Annotated in this window: 12 protein-coding genes and 1 pseudogene; 2 read left to right on the top strand and 11 right to left on the bottom strand. The window is 60.0% G+C overall.

Annotated features, from left to right (window positions below; translation table 11 throughout):
• Positions 1–47: 47 nt before the first annotated feature.
• Together AC1MDT_RS11600 and cysS are read left to right on the top strand one after the other, a co-directional pair.
• Entirely contained in the window at positions 48–1,745 is a 1,698-nt protein-coding gene (locus AC1MDT_RS11600) for a glutamine--tRNA ligase/YqeY domain fusion protein (protein WP_480422145.1), read from the top strand.
• Between the two features lie 15 nt (positions 1,746–1,760).
• Positions 1,761–3,143 (top strand): cysteine--tRNA ligase, encoded by a 1,383-nt coding sequence (gene cysS / locus AC1MDT_RS11595; RefSeq protein WP_480422144.1) that lies wholly within the window; start codon positions 1,761–1,763, stop codon positions 3,141–3,143.
• Positions 3,144–3,224: 81 nt separating this feature from the next.
• On the opposite strand, the gene AC1MDT_RS11590 is transcribed toward cysS, so the two are convergent.
• From AC1MDT_RS11590 to nuoG, 11 genes and pseudogenes are all read right to left on the bottom strand, one after another.
• On the bottom strand, positions 3,225–4,097 hold the full coding sequence (locus AC1MDT_RS11590) for an undecaprenyl-diphosphate phosphatase (protein ID WP_480422143.1): 873 nt from the start codon (positions 4,095–4,097) through the stop codon (positions 3,225–3,227).
• A gap of 302 nt (positions 4,098–4,399) precedes the next feature.
• A pseudogene (locus AC1MDT_RS11585) lies at positions 4,400–4,522 on the bottom strand (PIN domain-containing protein); the annotation flags it as partial.
• Positions 4,519–4,749, bottom strand: coding sequence for a type II toxin-antitoxin system prevent-host-death family antitoxin (locus AC1MDT_RS11580; RefSeq protein WP_480422142.1), 231 nt, complete (start codon positions 4,747–4,749; stop codon positions 4,519–4,521). The pseudogene AC1MDT_RS11585 and the gene AC1MDT_RS11580, both read right to left, overlap by 4 nt.
• Before the next feature lie 207 nt (positions 4,750–4,956).
• The gene (gene nuoN, locus AC1MDT_RS11575) at positions 4,957–6,420 is read right to left on the bottom strand and encodes an NADH-quinone oxidoreductase subunit NuoN (protein WP_480422141.1); all 1,464 of its coding nucleotides are present in this window, start codon (positions 6,418–6,420) and stop codon (positions 4,957–4,959) included.
• A gap of 7 nt (positions 6,421–6,427) precedes the next feature.
• Positions 6,428–7,960, bottom strand: a complete 1,533-nt coding sequence (nuoM, locus tag AC1MDT_RS11570) for an NADH-quinone oxidoreductase subunit M (protein ID WP_480422140.1) — start codon at positions 7,958–7,960, stop codon at positions 6,428–6,430.
• Between the two features lie 40 nt (positions 7,961–8,000).
• Positions 8,001–9,854 (bottom strand): NADH-quinone oxidoreductase subunit L, encoded by a 1,854-nt coding sequence (nuoL, locus tag AC1MDT_RS11565; RefSeq protein ID WP_480422139.1) that lies wholly within the window; start codon positions 9,852–9,854, stop codon positions 8,001–8,003.
• Positions 9,851–10,159 carry an NADH-quinone oxidoreductase subunit NuoK gene (gene nuoK, locus AC1MDT_RS11560; RefSeq protein ID WP_007946416.1) on the bottom strand — a complete coding sequence of 103 codons (309 nt, stop codon included), beginning with the start codon at positions 10,157–10,159 and terminating at the stop codon, positions 9,851–9,853. Before nuoK ends, nuoL begins: the two co-directional genes overlap by 4 nt.
• Positions 10,160–10,161: 2 nt before the next feature.
• The gene (gene nuoJ / locus AC1MDT_RS11555; protein WP_480422138.1) at positions 10,162–10,665 is read right to left on the bottom strand and encodes an NADH-quinone oxidoreductase subunit J; all 504 of its coding nucleotides are present in this window, start codon (positions 10,663–10,665) and stop codon (positions 10,162–10,164) included.
• A gap of 9 nt (positions 10,666–10,674) precedes the next feature.
• Positions 10,675–11,220 carry an NADH-quinone oxidoreductase subunit NuoI gene (gene nuoI, locus AC1MDT_RS11550; protein WP_480422137.1) on the bottom strand — a complete coding sequence of 182 codons (546 nt, stop codon included), beginning with the start codon at positions 11,218–11,220 and terminating at the stop codon, positions 10,675–10,677.
• A 12-nt stretch (positions 11,221–11,232) separates the two neighbouring features.
• Positions 11,233–12,240 carry an NADH-quinone oxidoreductase subunit NuoH gene (gene nuoH, locus AC1MDT_RS11545; protein WP_247256181.1) on the bottom strand — a complete coding sequence of 336 codons (1,008 nt, stop codon included), beginning with the start codon at positions 12,238–12,240 and terminating at the stop codon, positions 11,233–11,235.
• Complete coding sequence (gene nuoG / locus AC1MDT_RS11540; RefSeq protein ID WP_480422136.1) at positions 12,237–14,951, bottom strand: NADH-quinone oxidoreductase subunit NuoG; 2,715 nt, start codon at positions 14,949–14,951, stop codon at positions 12,237–12,239. The genes nuoH and nuoG overlap by 4 nt, the downstream gene beginning before the upstream one ends.
• Positions 14,952–14,953 lie beyond the last annotated feature (2 nt).

The following is a 14,953-nucleotide window of genomic DNA, read 5'->3' as shown; positions in this document are numbered from 1 at the left end:
GATTTATCTGGCTATCAGGCCACGCACTTTGTCTGTTCAAGGATCCTATGAGCAAGCCCACTGTCGACCCTACCTCGAATTCCAAGACCGGACCTGCTGTGCCGGTCAACTTCCTGCGCCCGATCATCCAGGCGGACCTGGACTCGGGTAAGCACACGCAGATCGTCACTCGTTTCCCGCCTGAGCCCAACGGCTACCTGCACATCGGTCACGCCAAGTCGATCTGTGTGAACTTCGGCCTGGCCCAGGAGTTTGGCGGCGTGACGCACCTGCGTTTCGACGACACCAACCCGGCCAAGGAAGACCAGGAATACATCGACGCGATCGAAAGCGACGTCAAATGGCTGGGCTTCGAGTGGTCCGGTGAAGTGCGCTATGCCTCGCAGTATTTCGACCAGTTGCACGACTGGGCCGTTGAATTGATCAAGGCCGGCAAGGCCTATGTCGACGACCTGAGCCCTGAACAGGCCAAGGAATACCGTGGCAGCCTGACCGAGCCGGGCAAAAACAGCCCGTTCCGCGACCGCAGCGTCGAAGAGAACCTGGATTGGTTCGCCCGCATGCGCGCCGGCGAGTTCCCTGATGGCGCACGCGTGCTGCGGGCCAAGATCGACATGGCTTCGCCGAACATGAACCTGCGCGACCCGATCATGTATCGGATCCGTCATGCTCACCACCACCAGACCGGTGACAAGTGGTGCATCTACCCGAACTATGACTTCACCCACGGTCAGTCGGACGCCATCGAAGGCATTACCCACTCGATCTGCACCCTGGAGTTCGAAAGCCACCGTCCGCTGTACGAGTGGTTCCTCGAAAACCTGCCCGTGCCGGCGCAACCGCGTCAGTATGAGTTCAGCCGTCTGAACCTGAACTACACCATCACCAGCAAGCGCAAGCTCAAGCAGCTGGTAGACGAGAAACACGTCAATGGCTGGGACGATCCGCGCATGTCCACGTTGTCGGGCTTCCGCCGCCGTGGCTACACGCCGAAATCGATCCGTAACTTCTGCGAAATGGTCGGCACCAACCGTTCCGACGGCGTGGTCGACTTCGGCATGCTGGAATTCAGCATCCGTGACGACCTCGACCACAGCGCCCCGCGTGCCATGTGCGTGCTGCGTCCGCTGAAAGTCGTGATCACCAACTACCCGGAAGGCCAGGTCGAGAACCTCGAATTGGCGTGCCACCCGAAAGAAGACATGGGCGTGCGCGTTCTGCCGTTCGCCCGTGAAATCTACATCGACCGTGAAGACTTCATGGAAGAGCCGCCAAAAGGCTACAAGCGCCTGGAGCCAAACGGCGAAGTCCGTCTGCGCGGCAGCTACGTGATCCGTGCCGACGAAGCGATCAAGGACGCCGATGGCAACATCGTCGAGCTGCGTTGCTCGTATGACCCGCAAACCCTGGGCAAGAACCCTGAAGGCCGCAAGGTCAAAGGCGTGGTGCACTGGGTACCCGCAGCGGCCAGCGTCGAGTGTGAAGTGCGTCTGTACGATCGTCTGTTCCGTTCGCCGAACCCGGAGAAGGCTGAAGACAGCGCCGGTTTCCTGGACAACATCAACCCTGACTCGCTGCAGGTGCTTACCGGTTGTCGTGCCGAGCCTTCGCTGGGCAACGCACAGCCGGAAGACCGTTTCCAGTTCGAGCGCGAAGGTTACTTCTGCGCGGATATCAAGGACTCGAAACCGGGCGCTCCGGTATTCAACCGTACCGTGACCCTGCGTGATTCGTGGGGCCAGTGATTCAAGGGATTTAACGTGCTTACGATCTACAACACGCTCACCAAGAGCAAAGAAGTCTTCAAGCCGCTGGATGGCAATAAGGTGCGCATGTACGTCTGCGGGATGACCGTGTACGACTACTGCCACCTCGGCCACGGCCGCAGCATGGTTGCGTTCGACCTGGTCACCCGCTGGTTGCGCTTCAGCGGTTACGACCTGACCTACGTGCGCAACATCACCGACATTGACGACAAGATCATCAATCGGGCCAACGAAAACGGCGAGTCGTTCGAGGCGTTGACCGAGCGCATGATCGCGGCGATGCACGAAGATGAAGCGCGCCTGAACATCAAGAAACCGGACATGGAACCGCGGGCCACCGATCATATCGCTGGCATGCAGACCATGATCCAGACCTTGATCGACAAGGGTTTCGCCTACGCCCCGGGCAATGGCGACGTGTACTACCGCGTCGCCAAGTTCATGGGCTACGGCAAACTGTCGCGCAAGAAAATCGAAGACCTGCGCATCGGCGCGCGGATCGAAGTCGACGAGTCCAAGCAGGACCCGCTGGACTTCGTGCTGTGGAAAGGCGCCAAGCCGGGCGAACCGAGCTGGCCTTCGCCTTGGGGCGACGGTCGCCCGGGCTGGCACATCGAGTGCTCGGTGATGTCCACCTGCTGCCTCGGCGAGACCTTTGACATTCATGGCGGCGGCAGTGACCTCGAGTTCCCGCACCACGAAAACGAAATCGCCCAGAGCGAAGCGGCCACTGGCAAGACTTACGCCAACGCGTGGATGCATTGCGGCATGATTCGCATCAATGGCGAGAAGATGTCCAAGTCCTTGAACAACTTCTTCACCATTCGCGATGTGCTGGAAAAGTACCACCCGGAAGTCGTGCGTTACTTGCTGGTGTCGAGCCACTACCGCAGCGCGATCAACTATTCGGAAGACAACCTCAAGGACGCCAAGGGCGCACTTGAGCGTTTCTACCACGCACTCAAAGGCTTGCCGAACGTGGCACCGGCCGGTGGCGAAGCCTTTGTCGAGCGTTTCACCCAGGTGATGAACGACGACTTCGGCACGCCGGAAGCGTGTGCGGTGCTGTTCGAAATGGTCCGCGAGATCAACCGCCTGCGCGAGAGCGATCTCGATGCGGCGGCCGGTTTGGCGGCACGCTTGAAAGAGCTGGCCAGTGTGTTGGGCGTGTTGCAGCTGGAAGCCGATGACTTCCTGCAGGCGGGCGCTGAAGGCCGGGTTGATGCCGCTGAAGTGGATGCGCTGATTGCTGCGCGCCTGGCGGCTCGTGCTGGCAAAGACTGGGCCGAATCGGACCGCATCCGCGACCAGCTCACCGCCATGGGCGTGGTGCTGGAAGACGGCAAGGGCGGCACGACCTGGCGTCTGGCTGACTGATCGCTACTTTGATTAAAAACAAAAACCCGCCTTGTGCGGGTTTTTGTTTTTGGGCTTGGCCCTAGGGACCTTTGAGCTGAGTCAGCTCAAGAGGCCGGTGCTGACGGCGACGATCAGAAAAATGCCCAGTACCGCGCGGTAAATGACAAAAGGCCAGGTGGAAAATTTTTCCAGGAACTTCATCAAGCCCCAGATTGCGAAAAACGCCGAGACACTGGCGACAACCAAGCCGAACACCAGGTGTGCCCAAGCTTGCGTGGAGAGTTGGGCATGGTACAGAACCCACAGTTCTTTCAGGCCAGCCAAGGCGATAGCGGGCAGACCCAGCAGGAAAGAAAAGCGCGCCGCCTCTTCGCGTTTGAAATTAAGGAAGAGCGCGGCCGTAAGGGTTGAACCGGAACGGGAAACCCCGGGAATCAGCGCGCCGATCTGGGCAATACCGACAATCAGGGCATCACGCAGACGCATTTCGCCAACGGTGCGGCGGTGGCGGCAACTGAGCTCGGCGGCTGCCAGCAAAACGGCCATCACCACGCATGAAATCCCGATCACCATCAGGCCTCTCAATGGCGAGTTACAGGCGTTGAGTGTTGAGGATAAGGCCAGCCCTGCAATGCCGATCGGGATGGTCGCCAGCAGGATGGCAACGGCCAGCTTGAACCACTGGTTGTTGTAGTCACCTTGCCGCACCGCGTCCACACTGCCGGTGACAACTTGTCTCACATCGCGCCAGAAATAGCTGACCACAGCCGCCAGCGCGGCCAGTTGCATGGCGGCGGAAAACGCCGAACCAGGATCGGGCCAGCCAAGAAGGGCGGGTACGATTCGCATATGAGCAGTGGAAGAAACGGGCAACAATTCGGTGATGCCTTGAATGATGCCCAGAATGCCTATTTGCAGGTAATCCAGAGATGCAAACCCTATATCAAGGCCGCTGGAACAGATATTTGTCAAAGCACTTATCCTGTGAGAATAAGAGGGAAGGGAGGTGTTTGGTTCAAGACAAGCAGGTCTAAAATCTGAAACATTTCGTCACGTTTAGCCGGCGCGGTCAATGGCTTCATTCAGTAGACGGAGACTGGATGACAGTTGATGAACACTGGATGAATCAGGATTGTCAGAAACGGGTGTCTGGGCTGAGATCTTCGCGAGCAGGCTCGCTCTCACATTTGGACTGTGCTTACAGGAGACCCCTGTGGGAGCGAGCCTGCTCGCGAAAAGGTCAGACCGGACACCAAACTTATTCAGCCGAGCAAATACCTTACAGCACTGATGTAAATGTCTGCGGCGCTCTCAATGAGCTTTCTGGCATTGCCCGATAATCTGGAATCATCACTGAGTATCCAAAGCAGGATGTGCGTGTCGAGCAGAAGCCTCATTCTTGAGTGCCTTCGAAAGCATCGAGTATGTCGTGCGGAAGTGGCGTGTCAAAGTCTTCAGGAATGACCAGTTTGCCTTTCATCGTTCCGATTCGCTTGCCGCAGGGTTTCCCTATTGGCTCCAGTGGCCGGTGGGTGAGGGTCGCTTTGTCGGGTAGCCGCGTGACATTGCCTTGGCGCCGGGCGGCCAAGGTGTCTACTAACTCAAAAAACAGGTCACGTTTCATTATTGGCTCTCGTCTCGATTGCTCCATCCAGTCGTCATCCAGGATAGAGCTAAATCCCCAATGCTGGCTGTAGGACGAAACGGACAAACCGGCGAGGGCTTTCCAGGATTGTGGGAGGAGGCGAGTGCAGCGGTAACAATTCTTACAAAAGCAAAAACGGCACCCGAAGGTGCCGTTTCTGTTTTCTAGCCACTACTGCTTAAGCGATCAACCCGCCAGTACGGCCTGCTTAACCAAAACCAGCAACGGCTGCGGATACAGACCGAGGAAGAACGCAAGGACGGCGATGGCCAGCAGCATCACGCCGCCAGCACGTTGTTCCCAGTGCAGTTGCGCATCGTGGCGACGCAGGTTCGGCTCGATCAGGTACAGGGTGACCATGACGCGCAGGTAGTAGAAGACGCCGATGGCGCTGCCCAGTACCAGGGAACCGACCAGCCACCATTGGTGCGACTCGACGCCGGTCGCAATGATGTAGAACTTGCCGATGAAGCCCGCGGTCAGCGGGATACCGGCGAGGGACAGCATCATCACGGTCAGTACGGCGGTCAGGTACGGACGGCGCCAGAACAGGCCGCGGTATTCGTACAGGGCATCGGCGTCACGGCCGTTGTACGGCGAGGACATCAGTGTGATCACGCCGAACGCACCGAGACTGGTGATGACGTAGGTGACCAGGTACACGCCGATGGCTTCCACGGCCAGGCCTTTGCTCGCCACCAGGGCGATCAGCAGGTAACCGAAGTGAGCGATGGACGAGTAACCCAGCAGACGCTTGAGGTTGCTTTGGGTCAGTGCCAGCAAGTTACCGAACAGGATCGACGCGATGGCGATGATGGTCAGTACGTCGCTCAATACACCGCTGCTCGCCGCTGGCGAAATCTGGAACAGGCGCACCATTACCGCGAACACAGCGACTTTCGACGCGGTCGCCAGGAACGCGGCCACCGGTGCCGGAGCACCTTCGTAAACGTCCGGGGTCCAGAGGTGGAATGGCACCAGCGACAGCTTGAACGCCAGACCGATCAGCATCATGCCCAGGCCCATCTGAGCCAGCGAGCTTGGCAGCCCGGTGGCCGCCAGGGCCTTGCCGATACCGACAAAGCTCAGGGAGCCTGCGTCGGCGTAGAGCAGGGCCATACCGAACAACAGGAACGCGGAACCGGCGGCCGACAGCACCATGTACTTGATGCCGGCTTCCAGCGAACGCTTGTTGAAGAAGGCGTAAGCCACCAGACCGTAAACCGGTACCGAGAGCAGTTCCAGACCGACGAACAACCCGGCCAGGTGCTGCGCGCTGACCAGTACCAGGCCACCCGCAGCGGCCATCAGGATCAGCAGGTAAAGTTCTTCACGGTTGCCGGGGTAACCCGAACCGCCATCGCCGAGGTAGGCGTGGGCGAGGGTCACACAAGCGAGGGTGGCAACCAGGATCAGCGCCATGTACAGACACGCGAAGCTATCGATTTGCAGCAGTGGGGTCACCGCCAATGGCGCGACTTTCAGCGCTGGCAGGATCGACAGCAACGCCAGGTTCAGACCTGCCACGGAAATCAGGAAGGTCTGCGAGTGGTTGCGGCGCCAGGCGATCGCCAGCATCACCACGATGATCGTGGCGCTGGTGATCAACAACGGCGCAAGCGCGATAAAGTGTTGAGTCGTGAATTCCATAGCGCTCTTACCGGGCCGAAGCGAGTTGAGTGAAGGCGGAGCCGAACCACTGCTGCACGCCATGCATCGTCGCGGCAGAGGTATCGAGGAACGGTTGCGGGTACACGCCGATGTAAATCAGCAGCGCCGCCAGCCCGACCACCATGATCAGTTCGCGACCATCCATGCCATGCAGCACCGCGTCCGATTTGGACGGGCCGAAGTAGGCACGGTGGATCATGATCAGCGAGTAGACCGAACCGAACACCAGGCCCGCCGTCGCGATCACGGTGACCCACGGTGCAGCGGCGAACGTGCCGATCAGGATCAGGAACTCGCCGACGAAGTTGCCGGTGACCGGCAAGCCCAGGGACGCGGCCGCAAAGAACAGGCTGATGGCCGGCAGGTAAGCGATCTTCGACCACAAGCCACCCATCTCACGCATGTCGCGGGTGTGGGTACGTTCGTACAGTTGGCCACTCAAGATAAAGAGTGCCGCGGCCGACAGACCGTGAGCCAGCATCTGCATCACCGCGCCCTGCAGCGCCAGTTGGCTGCCGGAGTAGATGCCGATCAACACGAAGCCCATGTGGGAAACGGAGGAGTAGGCGATCAAACGCTTGATGTCGGTTTGTGCGAAAGCCAGGAATGCACCGTAGAAGATCCCGATCAGACCGAGGGTCATGGCAAACGGCGCGAACTCGGCCGAAGCATTCGGGAACAGCGGCAGGGCGAATCGCAGCAGACCGTAAGCCGCTGTCTTCAACAAGATGCCGGCCAGGTCGACGGAACCCGCGGTCGGTGCCTGGGCGTGAGCGTCAGGCAACCAGGAGTGGAACGGCACCACTGGCAGCTTCACCGCGAAAGCGATGAAGAAGCCGAGCATCAGGATGTACTCGGTAGTGAGCGACATCTTGGTTTTCAACAGGTCGGCGTAGTTGAAGGTAATCACGCCGGTGCTGTTGAAGTTGACCAGTACCAGGCCCAGGATCGCCACCAACATGATCAGGCCGGACGCCTGAGTGAAGATGAAGAACTTGGTCGCCGCGTAGATCCGGGTTTTCTTGCCGTCCGAAGAACTGTGACCCCAGAGCGCGATGAGGAAGTACATCGGCACCAGCATCATTTCCCAGAAGAAGAAGAACATGAACAGGTCGAGGGCGAGGAACACGCCAACAACGCCGCCCAGGATCCACATCAGGTTCAGGTGGAAGAAGCCAACGTGACGCTGGATCTCTTTCCACGAGCAGAGTACCGAGAGGATACCCAGCAGACCGGTCAGCAGGATCATCAACAGCGACAGGCCGTCGAGGGCCAGGTGCACGCTGATGCCGAAGCGCTCGATCCAGATGTGCTTGAACTCAAGCGCCCAGGTCGGATCGGCGCCAGGCGCCGGTGCAAATGAATAATTACCGTGGGCCCACAGCCAGAGGCCGAGCGCGAGTTCCAGGGTCATGGTCAACAGCGCAATCCAGCGGGGGAGGGTAGCGCCGAAGCGCTCACCCATCCAGCACAGCAGGCCGCCGATGAAGGGGATCAGGATTAGCCAAGGCAGAATCATGACGGGCTCAATTCCTTTCGCAAGTTCGCAAGGTTCATATTCAGACCGCTACCAGCACGATGGCGCCGATGACCAGCACGGAGCCGGCAGCCATCGATGCCGCGTACCAACGCAGTTGACCGGTTTCGGTACGGCTCAGGGCGGTGTGACTGCCTTTGGCCATACGCGGGATCAGACCGATGGTCTGGTCGAGCGGGTCTCTGCGTAGTACGTGGCTGATCGCAAGGTATGGCTTGACGAACAGTTTGTCGTAGATCCAGTCGAAGCCCCAGGCAGCGAACCACCAGGCCGAAAGGAAACGGCCGATGCCGCTGTTGGCGATTGCAGTGACGAAACGACGCTTGCCGAGGAACAGCAGCGCGGCCAGCAGGATACCGGACAGGGCGATGGCGCCCGAGGCGATTTCCAGACTGTGCTTGGCTTCGCCACCGGCATGGCCGACGCTTTCCGGCAGCACACCGTGCAGTGGCGGAACGATCATGGCGCCGACGAAGGTCGACAGCACGATCAGCACCGACAATGGCAGCCAGTGAGCGATGCCGTGACCGGCATGCGCTTCGGTCTTCACTTCACCGTGGAACGCGATGAAGATCAGGCGGAAGGTGTACAGCGACGTCATGAACGCACCGACCAGACCTGCATACAGCAGACCGTGGTTGCCGCTGGCGAAGGCTTCCCAGAGGATTTCGTCCTTGGAGTAGAAGCCTGCGGTCACCAGTGGCAGGGCCGAAAGGGCCGCGCCGCCAACGATGAAGCTGGCGTAGGCCAGTGGCAGTTTCTTCCACAGGCCGCCCATCTTGAAGATGTTCTGCTCGTGGTGGCAGGCAACGATCACCGAACCGGAAGCAAGGAACAGCAGCGCCTTGAAGAAGGCGTGGGTCATCAGGTGGAAGATCGCGCCATCCCAGGCACCGACGCCCAGCGCCAGGAACATGTAGCCGATCTGGCTCATGGTCGAGTAGGCGAGGATACGTTTGATGTCGGTCTGCACCAGTGCGGCAAAACCTGCCAGCACCAGGGTCACGCCACCCACGACGCCGACCAGGTGCAGGATATCCGGTGCCAGGGCGAACAGGCCGTGAGTACGGGCGATCAGGTAAACACCGGCGGTCACCATGGTCGCGGCGTGGATCAGTGCCGAAACCGGAGTAGGACCGGCCATCGCATCCGCCAGCCAGGTTTGCAACGGCAGTTGTGCGGATTTACCGACAGCGCCGCCCAGCAGCATCAGGGTCGCCAGAACGATCCAGAAGTCGCCGACCTTGAAGTGTTCAGGCGCCTTGACCAGCAGGTCCTGGATGTTCAGTGTGCCCAATTGCGCAAACAGGATGAACAGGCCGATGGCCATGAACACGTCGCCGATGCGGGTGACGATAAAGGCTTTGAGCGCCGCGTTACCGTTGTTGCGGTTGCTGTAGTAGAAACCGATCAACAGGTACGAGCACAGGCCCACGCCTTCCCAACCGAAGTACAGGAACAACAGGTTATCGCCCAGGACCAGGAACAGCATGCTGGCGATAAACAGGTTGGTGTAGGCGAAGAAGCGCGAGTAACCGGCTTCACCGCGCATGTACCAGGATGCGAACAGGTGGATCAGGAAGCCGACGCCGACAACCACGCCGAGCATGGTCACGGACAGACCATCCAGGTACAGCGCGAAGTTTGGCGTAAAGCCTTCCACCGCCATCCACTGCCACAACACCTGGGTGTAGTGGCCACCTTGCGGTGGCGCGACGTTGAATTGCCAGATCACGTAAGCCGCGACGATGGCAGACAGGCCGATGGAACCGACGCCAATCAGCGCCGACAGGTTTTCCGAGAGGCGGCCGCGAGAGAACGACAGCAGCAGGAAACCTATGAGAGGGAATACGAAAGTCAGATAGAGAAGATTCATCCGCGCATCTCGCTGGCAGCGTCGATATCGAGAGTGTGGAAGCGGCGATACAGCTGCAACAGAATCGCCAGGCCAATACTGGCCTCGGCCGCTGCCAGGCTGATCACCAGGATGAACATGATCTGTCCATCCGGCTGCGCCCAGCGGCTACCGGCAACGATGAACGCCAAAGCGGAGGCATTCATCATGACCTCCAGGCTCATCAGCACGAAGAGAATGTTGCGGCGGACCATCAGGCCGACCAGACCGAGGCAGAACAGGATGCCGGCGACCGCCAGACCATGCTCCATAGGGATAGCAGGCATCGTCATTGCTCCTTGGCTTCGTTGCGGCCCAAGTGGAACGCCGTGACGGCTGCGGCGAGCAGCAGCATCGAGGCGAGTTCGACCACCAGCAGATAAGGACCGAACAGGCTGATGCCCACGGCCTTGGCGTCTACGGTGGTGTGGCCGACGGCCTGACCGCTGGAGTGGCTGAACAGCACGTACAGCAGCTCAGCCAGCAGCAGGGCACCCAGAATGACCGGGCCGAGCCAGATGCCGGGCTTGAGCCAGACGCGCTCTTGCTGAACCGAGGCCGGGCCCAGGTTCAGCATCATCACCACGAACACGAACAGCACCATGATGGCGCCAGCGTAGGCGATCACTTCCAGCACACCGGCAAACGGTGCGCCGAGGGCGAAGAACGTCATCGCCACGGAGATCAACGAAATGATCAGGTAGAGCAGGGCATGCACAGGGTTGGTGTTGGTGATCACGCGAAGCGTGGACACAACAGCAATACCCGATGCGAAATAGAAAGCGAATTCCATCTTTCTTCCTTAAGGCAGCAAGCTCTTCACGTTGATCGGTTCGGCTTCATTTTGCGCGGAGCCTTTAGGCTTACCGGCAATCGCCATACCTGCAACACGATAGAAGTTGTAATCAGGGTTTTTGCCGGGGCCGGAGATCAGCAGATCTTCTTTCTCGTACACCAGGTCCTGACGTTTGAACTCGGCCATCTCGAAATCCGGTGTCAGCTGGATCGCGGTGGTCGGGCAGGCTTCCTCGCAGAGGCCGCAGAAAATGCAGCGCGAGAAGTTGATGCGGAAGAACTCCGGGTACCAGCGACCGTCTTCGGTTTCAGCTTTCTGCAGCGAGATGCAACCGACTGGACATGCCACGGCGCACAGGTTGCAAGCTACACAACGCTCTTCGCCATCTGGGTCGCGGGTCAGGACGATACGGCCACGGTAGCGCGGCGGCAGGTACACGGCTTCTTCCGGGTACTGCAGCGTGTCGCGCTTGCGGAAGGCGTGGCCGAAAATCATCACCAGGCTGCGAAGCTGGGTGAAGAAGCCATGCACGATGTCAAAAATGTACTTCATGATTCTCTATCCTCACTGAGCCGCGACGGCGGGCGTGTTGAGCAACACGATCGCAGCGGTCACCAGCATGTTGACGAGGGTCAGCGGCAGGCAGAACTTCCAGCTGAAATCCATCACTTGGTCATACCGTGGGCGCGGAATCGAGGCGCGCAGCAGGATGAAGATCATGATGAAGAACGCGGTTTTCAGCGCGAACCAGATGAACGGGATCTGCGGCAGAATATCGAACGGACCGTGCCAGCCACCGAAGAACAAGGTCACCAGCAGCGCCGAAATCAACACGATGCCGATGTACTCGCCGACGAAGAACATGCCCCATTTCATGCCGGCGTATTCAATGTGATAACCGTCGGCCAGTTCCTGCTCCGCTTCCGGCTGGTCGAACGGGTGACGGTGAGTCACGGCGACGCCGGCGATGAAGAAGGTCAGGAAACCGAAGATCTGCGGAATGATGAACCACAGGTGCTGGGCCTGGTAATCGACGATGTCACGCATGTTGAACGAGCCGACCTGGATCACGATGCCCATCAACGACAGGCCCATGAACACTTCGTACGATACGGTTTGTGCCGAGGCCCGCAAGCTGCCCAACAGGGCGAACTTGTTGTTACTCGACCAACCGGCGAACAACACCGCGTAGACCGACAGACCGGCCATGGCGAAGAAGAACAGGATGCCGATGTTCAGATCCGCCACGCCCCAGGTCGGGGTGATCGGGATGATCGCGAAGGCAATCAGCAAGGCGCTCATGGCCACGACCGGTGCCAGCGTGAAGATCATCTTGTCGGCGAACGGTGGGGTCCAGTCTTCCTTGAAGAACATCTTGATCATGTCGGCGGCGATCTGGAACGCGCCGAACGGGCCGACGCGGTTCGGACCGTAACGGTCTTGCCAGAGGGCGAGCAAACGACGCTCGACCCAGCTCAGCAGTGCACCGCAGACCACCACGGCGAGCAGAATCACCACGGCCTTGAGGACCGCGATGATGATGTCGATCACTTCAGGAGTGAACAAGGTCATTGAGCTGCCTCCTGCAGACCGTCAACGGTTTTGCCAAAGATCGCTGGCGGAATGCCGGCGATACCGGCCGGCAATGCGACCAGGCCGGCACCCAGCTCTTCGTTGATACGGAGCGGCAGACGCAGGGTCTGACCGGCCACGTTCAAGCTGAGCAGGGCACCGTCGTTGACACCCAGACGGTCAGCTTCGGACTTGGCCAGCGACACGTAGGCGGCCGGGATGCGTTCCTGAACCGGTGCGGCTTTGGAAGAGGTCTCTTCGCTGCCGAACAGGTGGAAGAACGGCACAACCTGCCAGGTACCCGGAGCCGGGTTGAACGCACGCGGAACAGCGGCGAACCAGTTCAGCGAGTCACCGGTGCTTTCGATCAGGCGGGTGCCTGGGTCGCCAGCGCGGATGTGACCACCGACTTCGTCCTGGAATTTGTTCCAGGCTTGCGGCGAGTTCCAGCCCGGAGACCAGGCGAATGGCACTTGCTGACGTGGTTCGACCGAGCCCGAGTAACCTTCCATCGAGAAGTTGAACGCGGTGTCGTTGTCTTGCGGAGTACGCGGTTCGTGCACGCTGATGTCGGCGCGCATGGCGGTACGACCGGAGTAACGAAGCGGTTCGCGGGCCAGTTTCATGCCCTTGATGCGGAACGCGGCGGACGGTGCGGCATCAACGATACGCGCCAGTTGCGGCGTGCTCGAAGCGACGGCAGCGGTGACGTGGTCCAGTTGCGTCCAGTCGATCGGCTGGTTCAGCAGGGTGGCGCGCAGGGCATGCAGCCAGCGCCAGCCTTCGTGAACCAGGATGCTGGCGTCCATGTATTTCGGATCGAACACCTGGAAGAAGCGCTGGGCGCGGCCTTCCTGGCTGACCAGCGTACCGTCGCCTTCAGCGAAGCTGGCGGCTGGCAGAACCAGGTGCGCGCGATCGCTGGTGGCGGTCTTCTGATGGTCTGCAACGATGACCACTTTCGCGGCGTTCAGGGCAGCATCGACACGGGCTTTGTCGGTACGGGTGTACAAATCGTTTTCCAGCACGACGATGGCGTCGGCCTTGCCATCGATCACGGCTTGCAGCGCGGCGTCGACCGATTCGCCACCGAGCATGGCCAGGCCGAGGCTGTTGGCCTCTGGCACGATCAGGCTGATGGAACCGTTCTTCTCGCGCAGCTTCAACGCTTTGGCAATGTTCGCCGCCGCTTCGATCAGCGCCTTGGAACCCAACGAGGTGCCGGCAATGATCAGTGGACGCTTGGCCGCGAGCAGGGCGTCGGCAATCCGCTTGGCCAGTGCGAGGGCTTCAGCATCGAGGCCTTCAACTGCCGGGGCGCTGGCGTCGAGGGCGTGAGCCACGGCGAAACCGATGCGGGCCAGGTCGTCTGGCGCGGCGTGAACGCATTCTTCAGCGATGTCGTCGAGCTTGGTTTCAGCCAGGCTGGCGATGAACAGCGGGTTCAGCGCGTGCTGACCGATGTTCTTCACCGCCGCGTCGAGCCAAGGCTGAACGCGCATGGCATCGGCCATGTCTTCGGCTTTGCCTTTGACCGATTGACGCAGGGACAGCGCCATACGGGCGGCGGTCTGGGTCAGGTCTTCACCGAGGACGAAAATGGCGTCGTGGTCTTCGACGTCGCGCATGTTCGGGATCGGCAGCGGGCTGTCTTTCAGCACCTGCATGACCAGGCGAATGCGTTCCAGCTCAGCGGCTTCGATACCGGAGTAGAAGTGCTCGGCGCCGACCAGTTCGCGCAACGCGTAGTTGCTTTCAAGGCTGGCACGGGGCGAGCCGATACCGACGATGTTGCGACCGCGCAGCAGGTCAGCCGCTTTATCCAGCGCTTCGTCGAGGCTCAGCTTGGCGCCGTTGGCCAGCAGTGGCTGACGCGGGCGGTCTTCGCGGTTGACGTAGCCATAGCCGAAACGGCCACGGTCGCACAGGAAGTACTGGTTTACCGAACCGTTGAAACGGTTTTCGATACGACGCAGTTCGCCGTAGCGCTCGCCCGGGGAAATGTTGCAACCGCTGGAGCAGCCATGGCAGATGCTCGGCGAGAACTGCATGTCCCACTTGCGGTTGTAGCGCTCGGAGTGCGTCTTGTCGGTGAACACACCGGTCGGGCAGACCTCGGTGAGGTTGCCGGAGAACTCGCTTTCCAGTACGCCGTCTTCTACGCGCCCGAAGTACACGTTGTCGTGGGCGCCGAACACACCGAGGTCAGTGCCGCCGGCGTAGTCCTTATAGAAGCGCACGCAGCGATAGCAGGCGATGCAGCGGTTCATTTCGTGGGAAATGAACGGGCCCAGTTGCTGGTTCTGGTGGGTACGCTTGGTGAAGCGATAACGGCGCTCGTTGTGGCCGGTCATCACAGTCATGTCTTGCAGGTGGCAGTGACCGCCTTCTTCACAGACCGGGCAGTCGTGAGGGTGGTTGGTCATCAGCCATTCAACGACGCTGGCGCGAAATACTTTCGCTTCTTCGTCGTCGATGGAGATCCAGCTGCCGTCGGTGGCGGGGGTCATGCAGGACATGACGATCCGACCACGCTTGTCGTTTTCGTCGGTGTACTGCTTGACCGCGCACTGGCGGCAAGCGCCAACGCTGCCAAGGGCGGGGTGCCAGCAGAAATAAGGGATATCGAGGCCTAGCGACAGACATGCCTGTAACAGGTTGTCTGCCCCATCGACTTCGAGCTCTTTGCCGTCTACGTGGATAGTGGCCATGG

This window comes from Pseudomonas sp. ASL7, from assembly GCF_056680375.1.
This window is presented reverse-complemented; position numbering and strand designations above follow the sequence as displayed.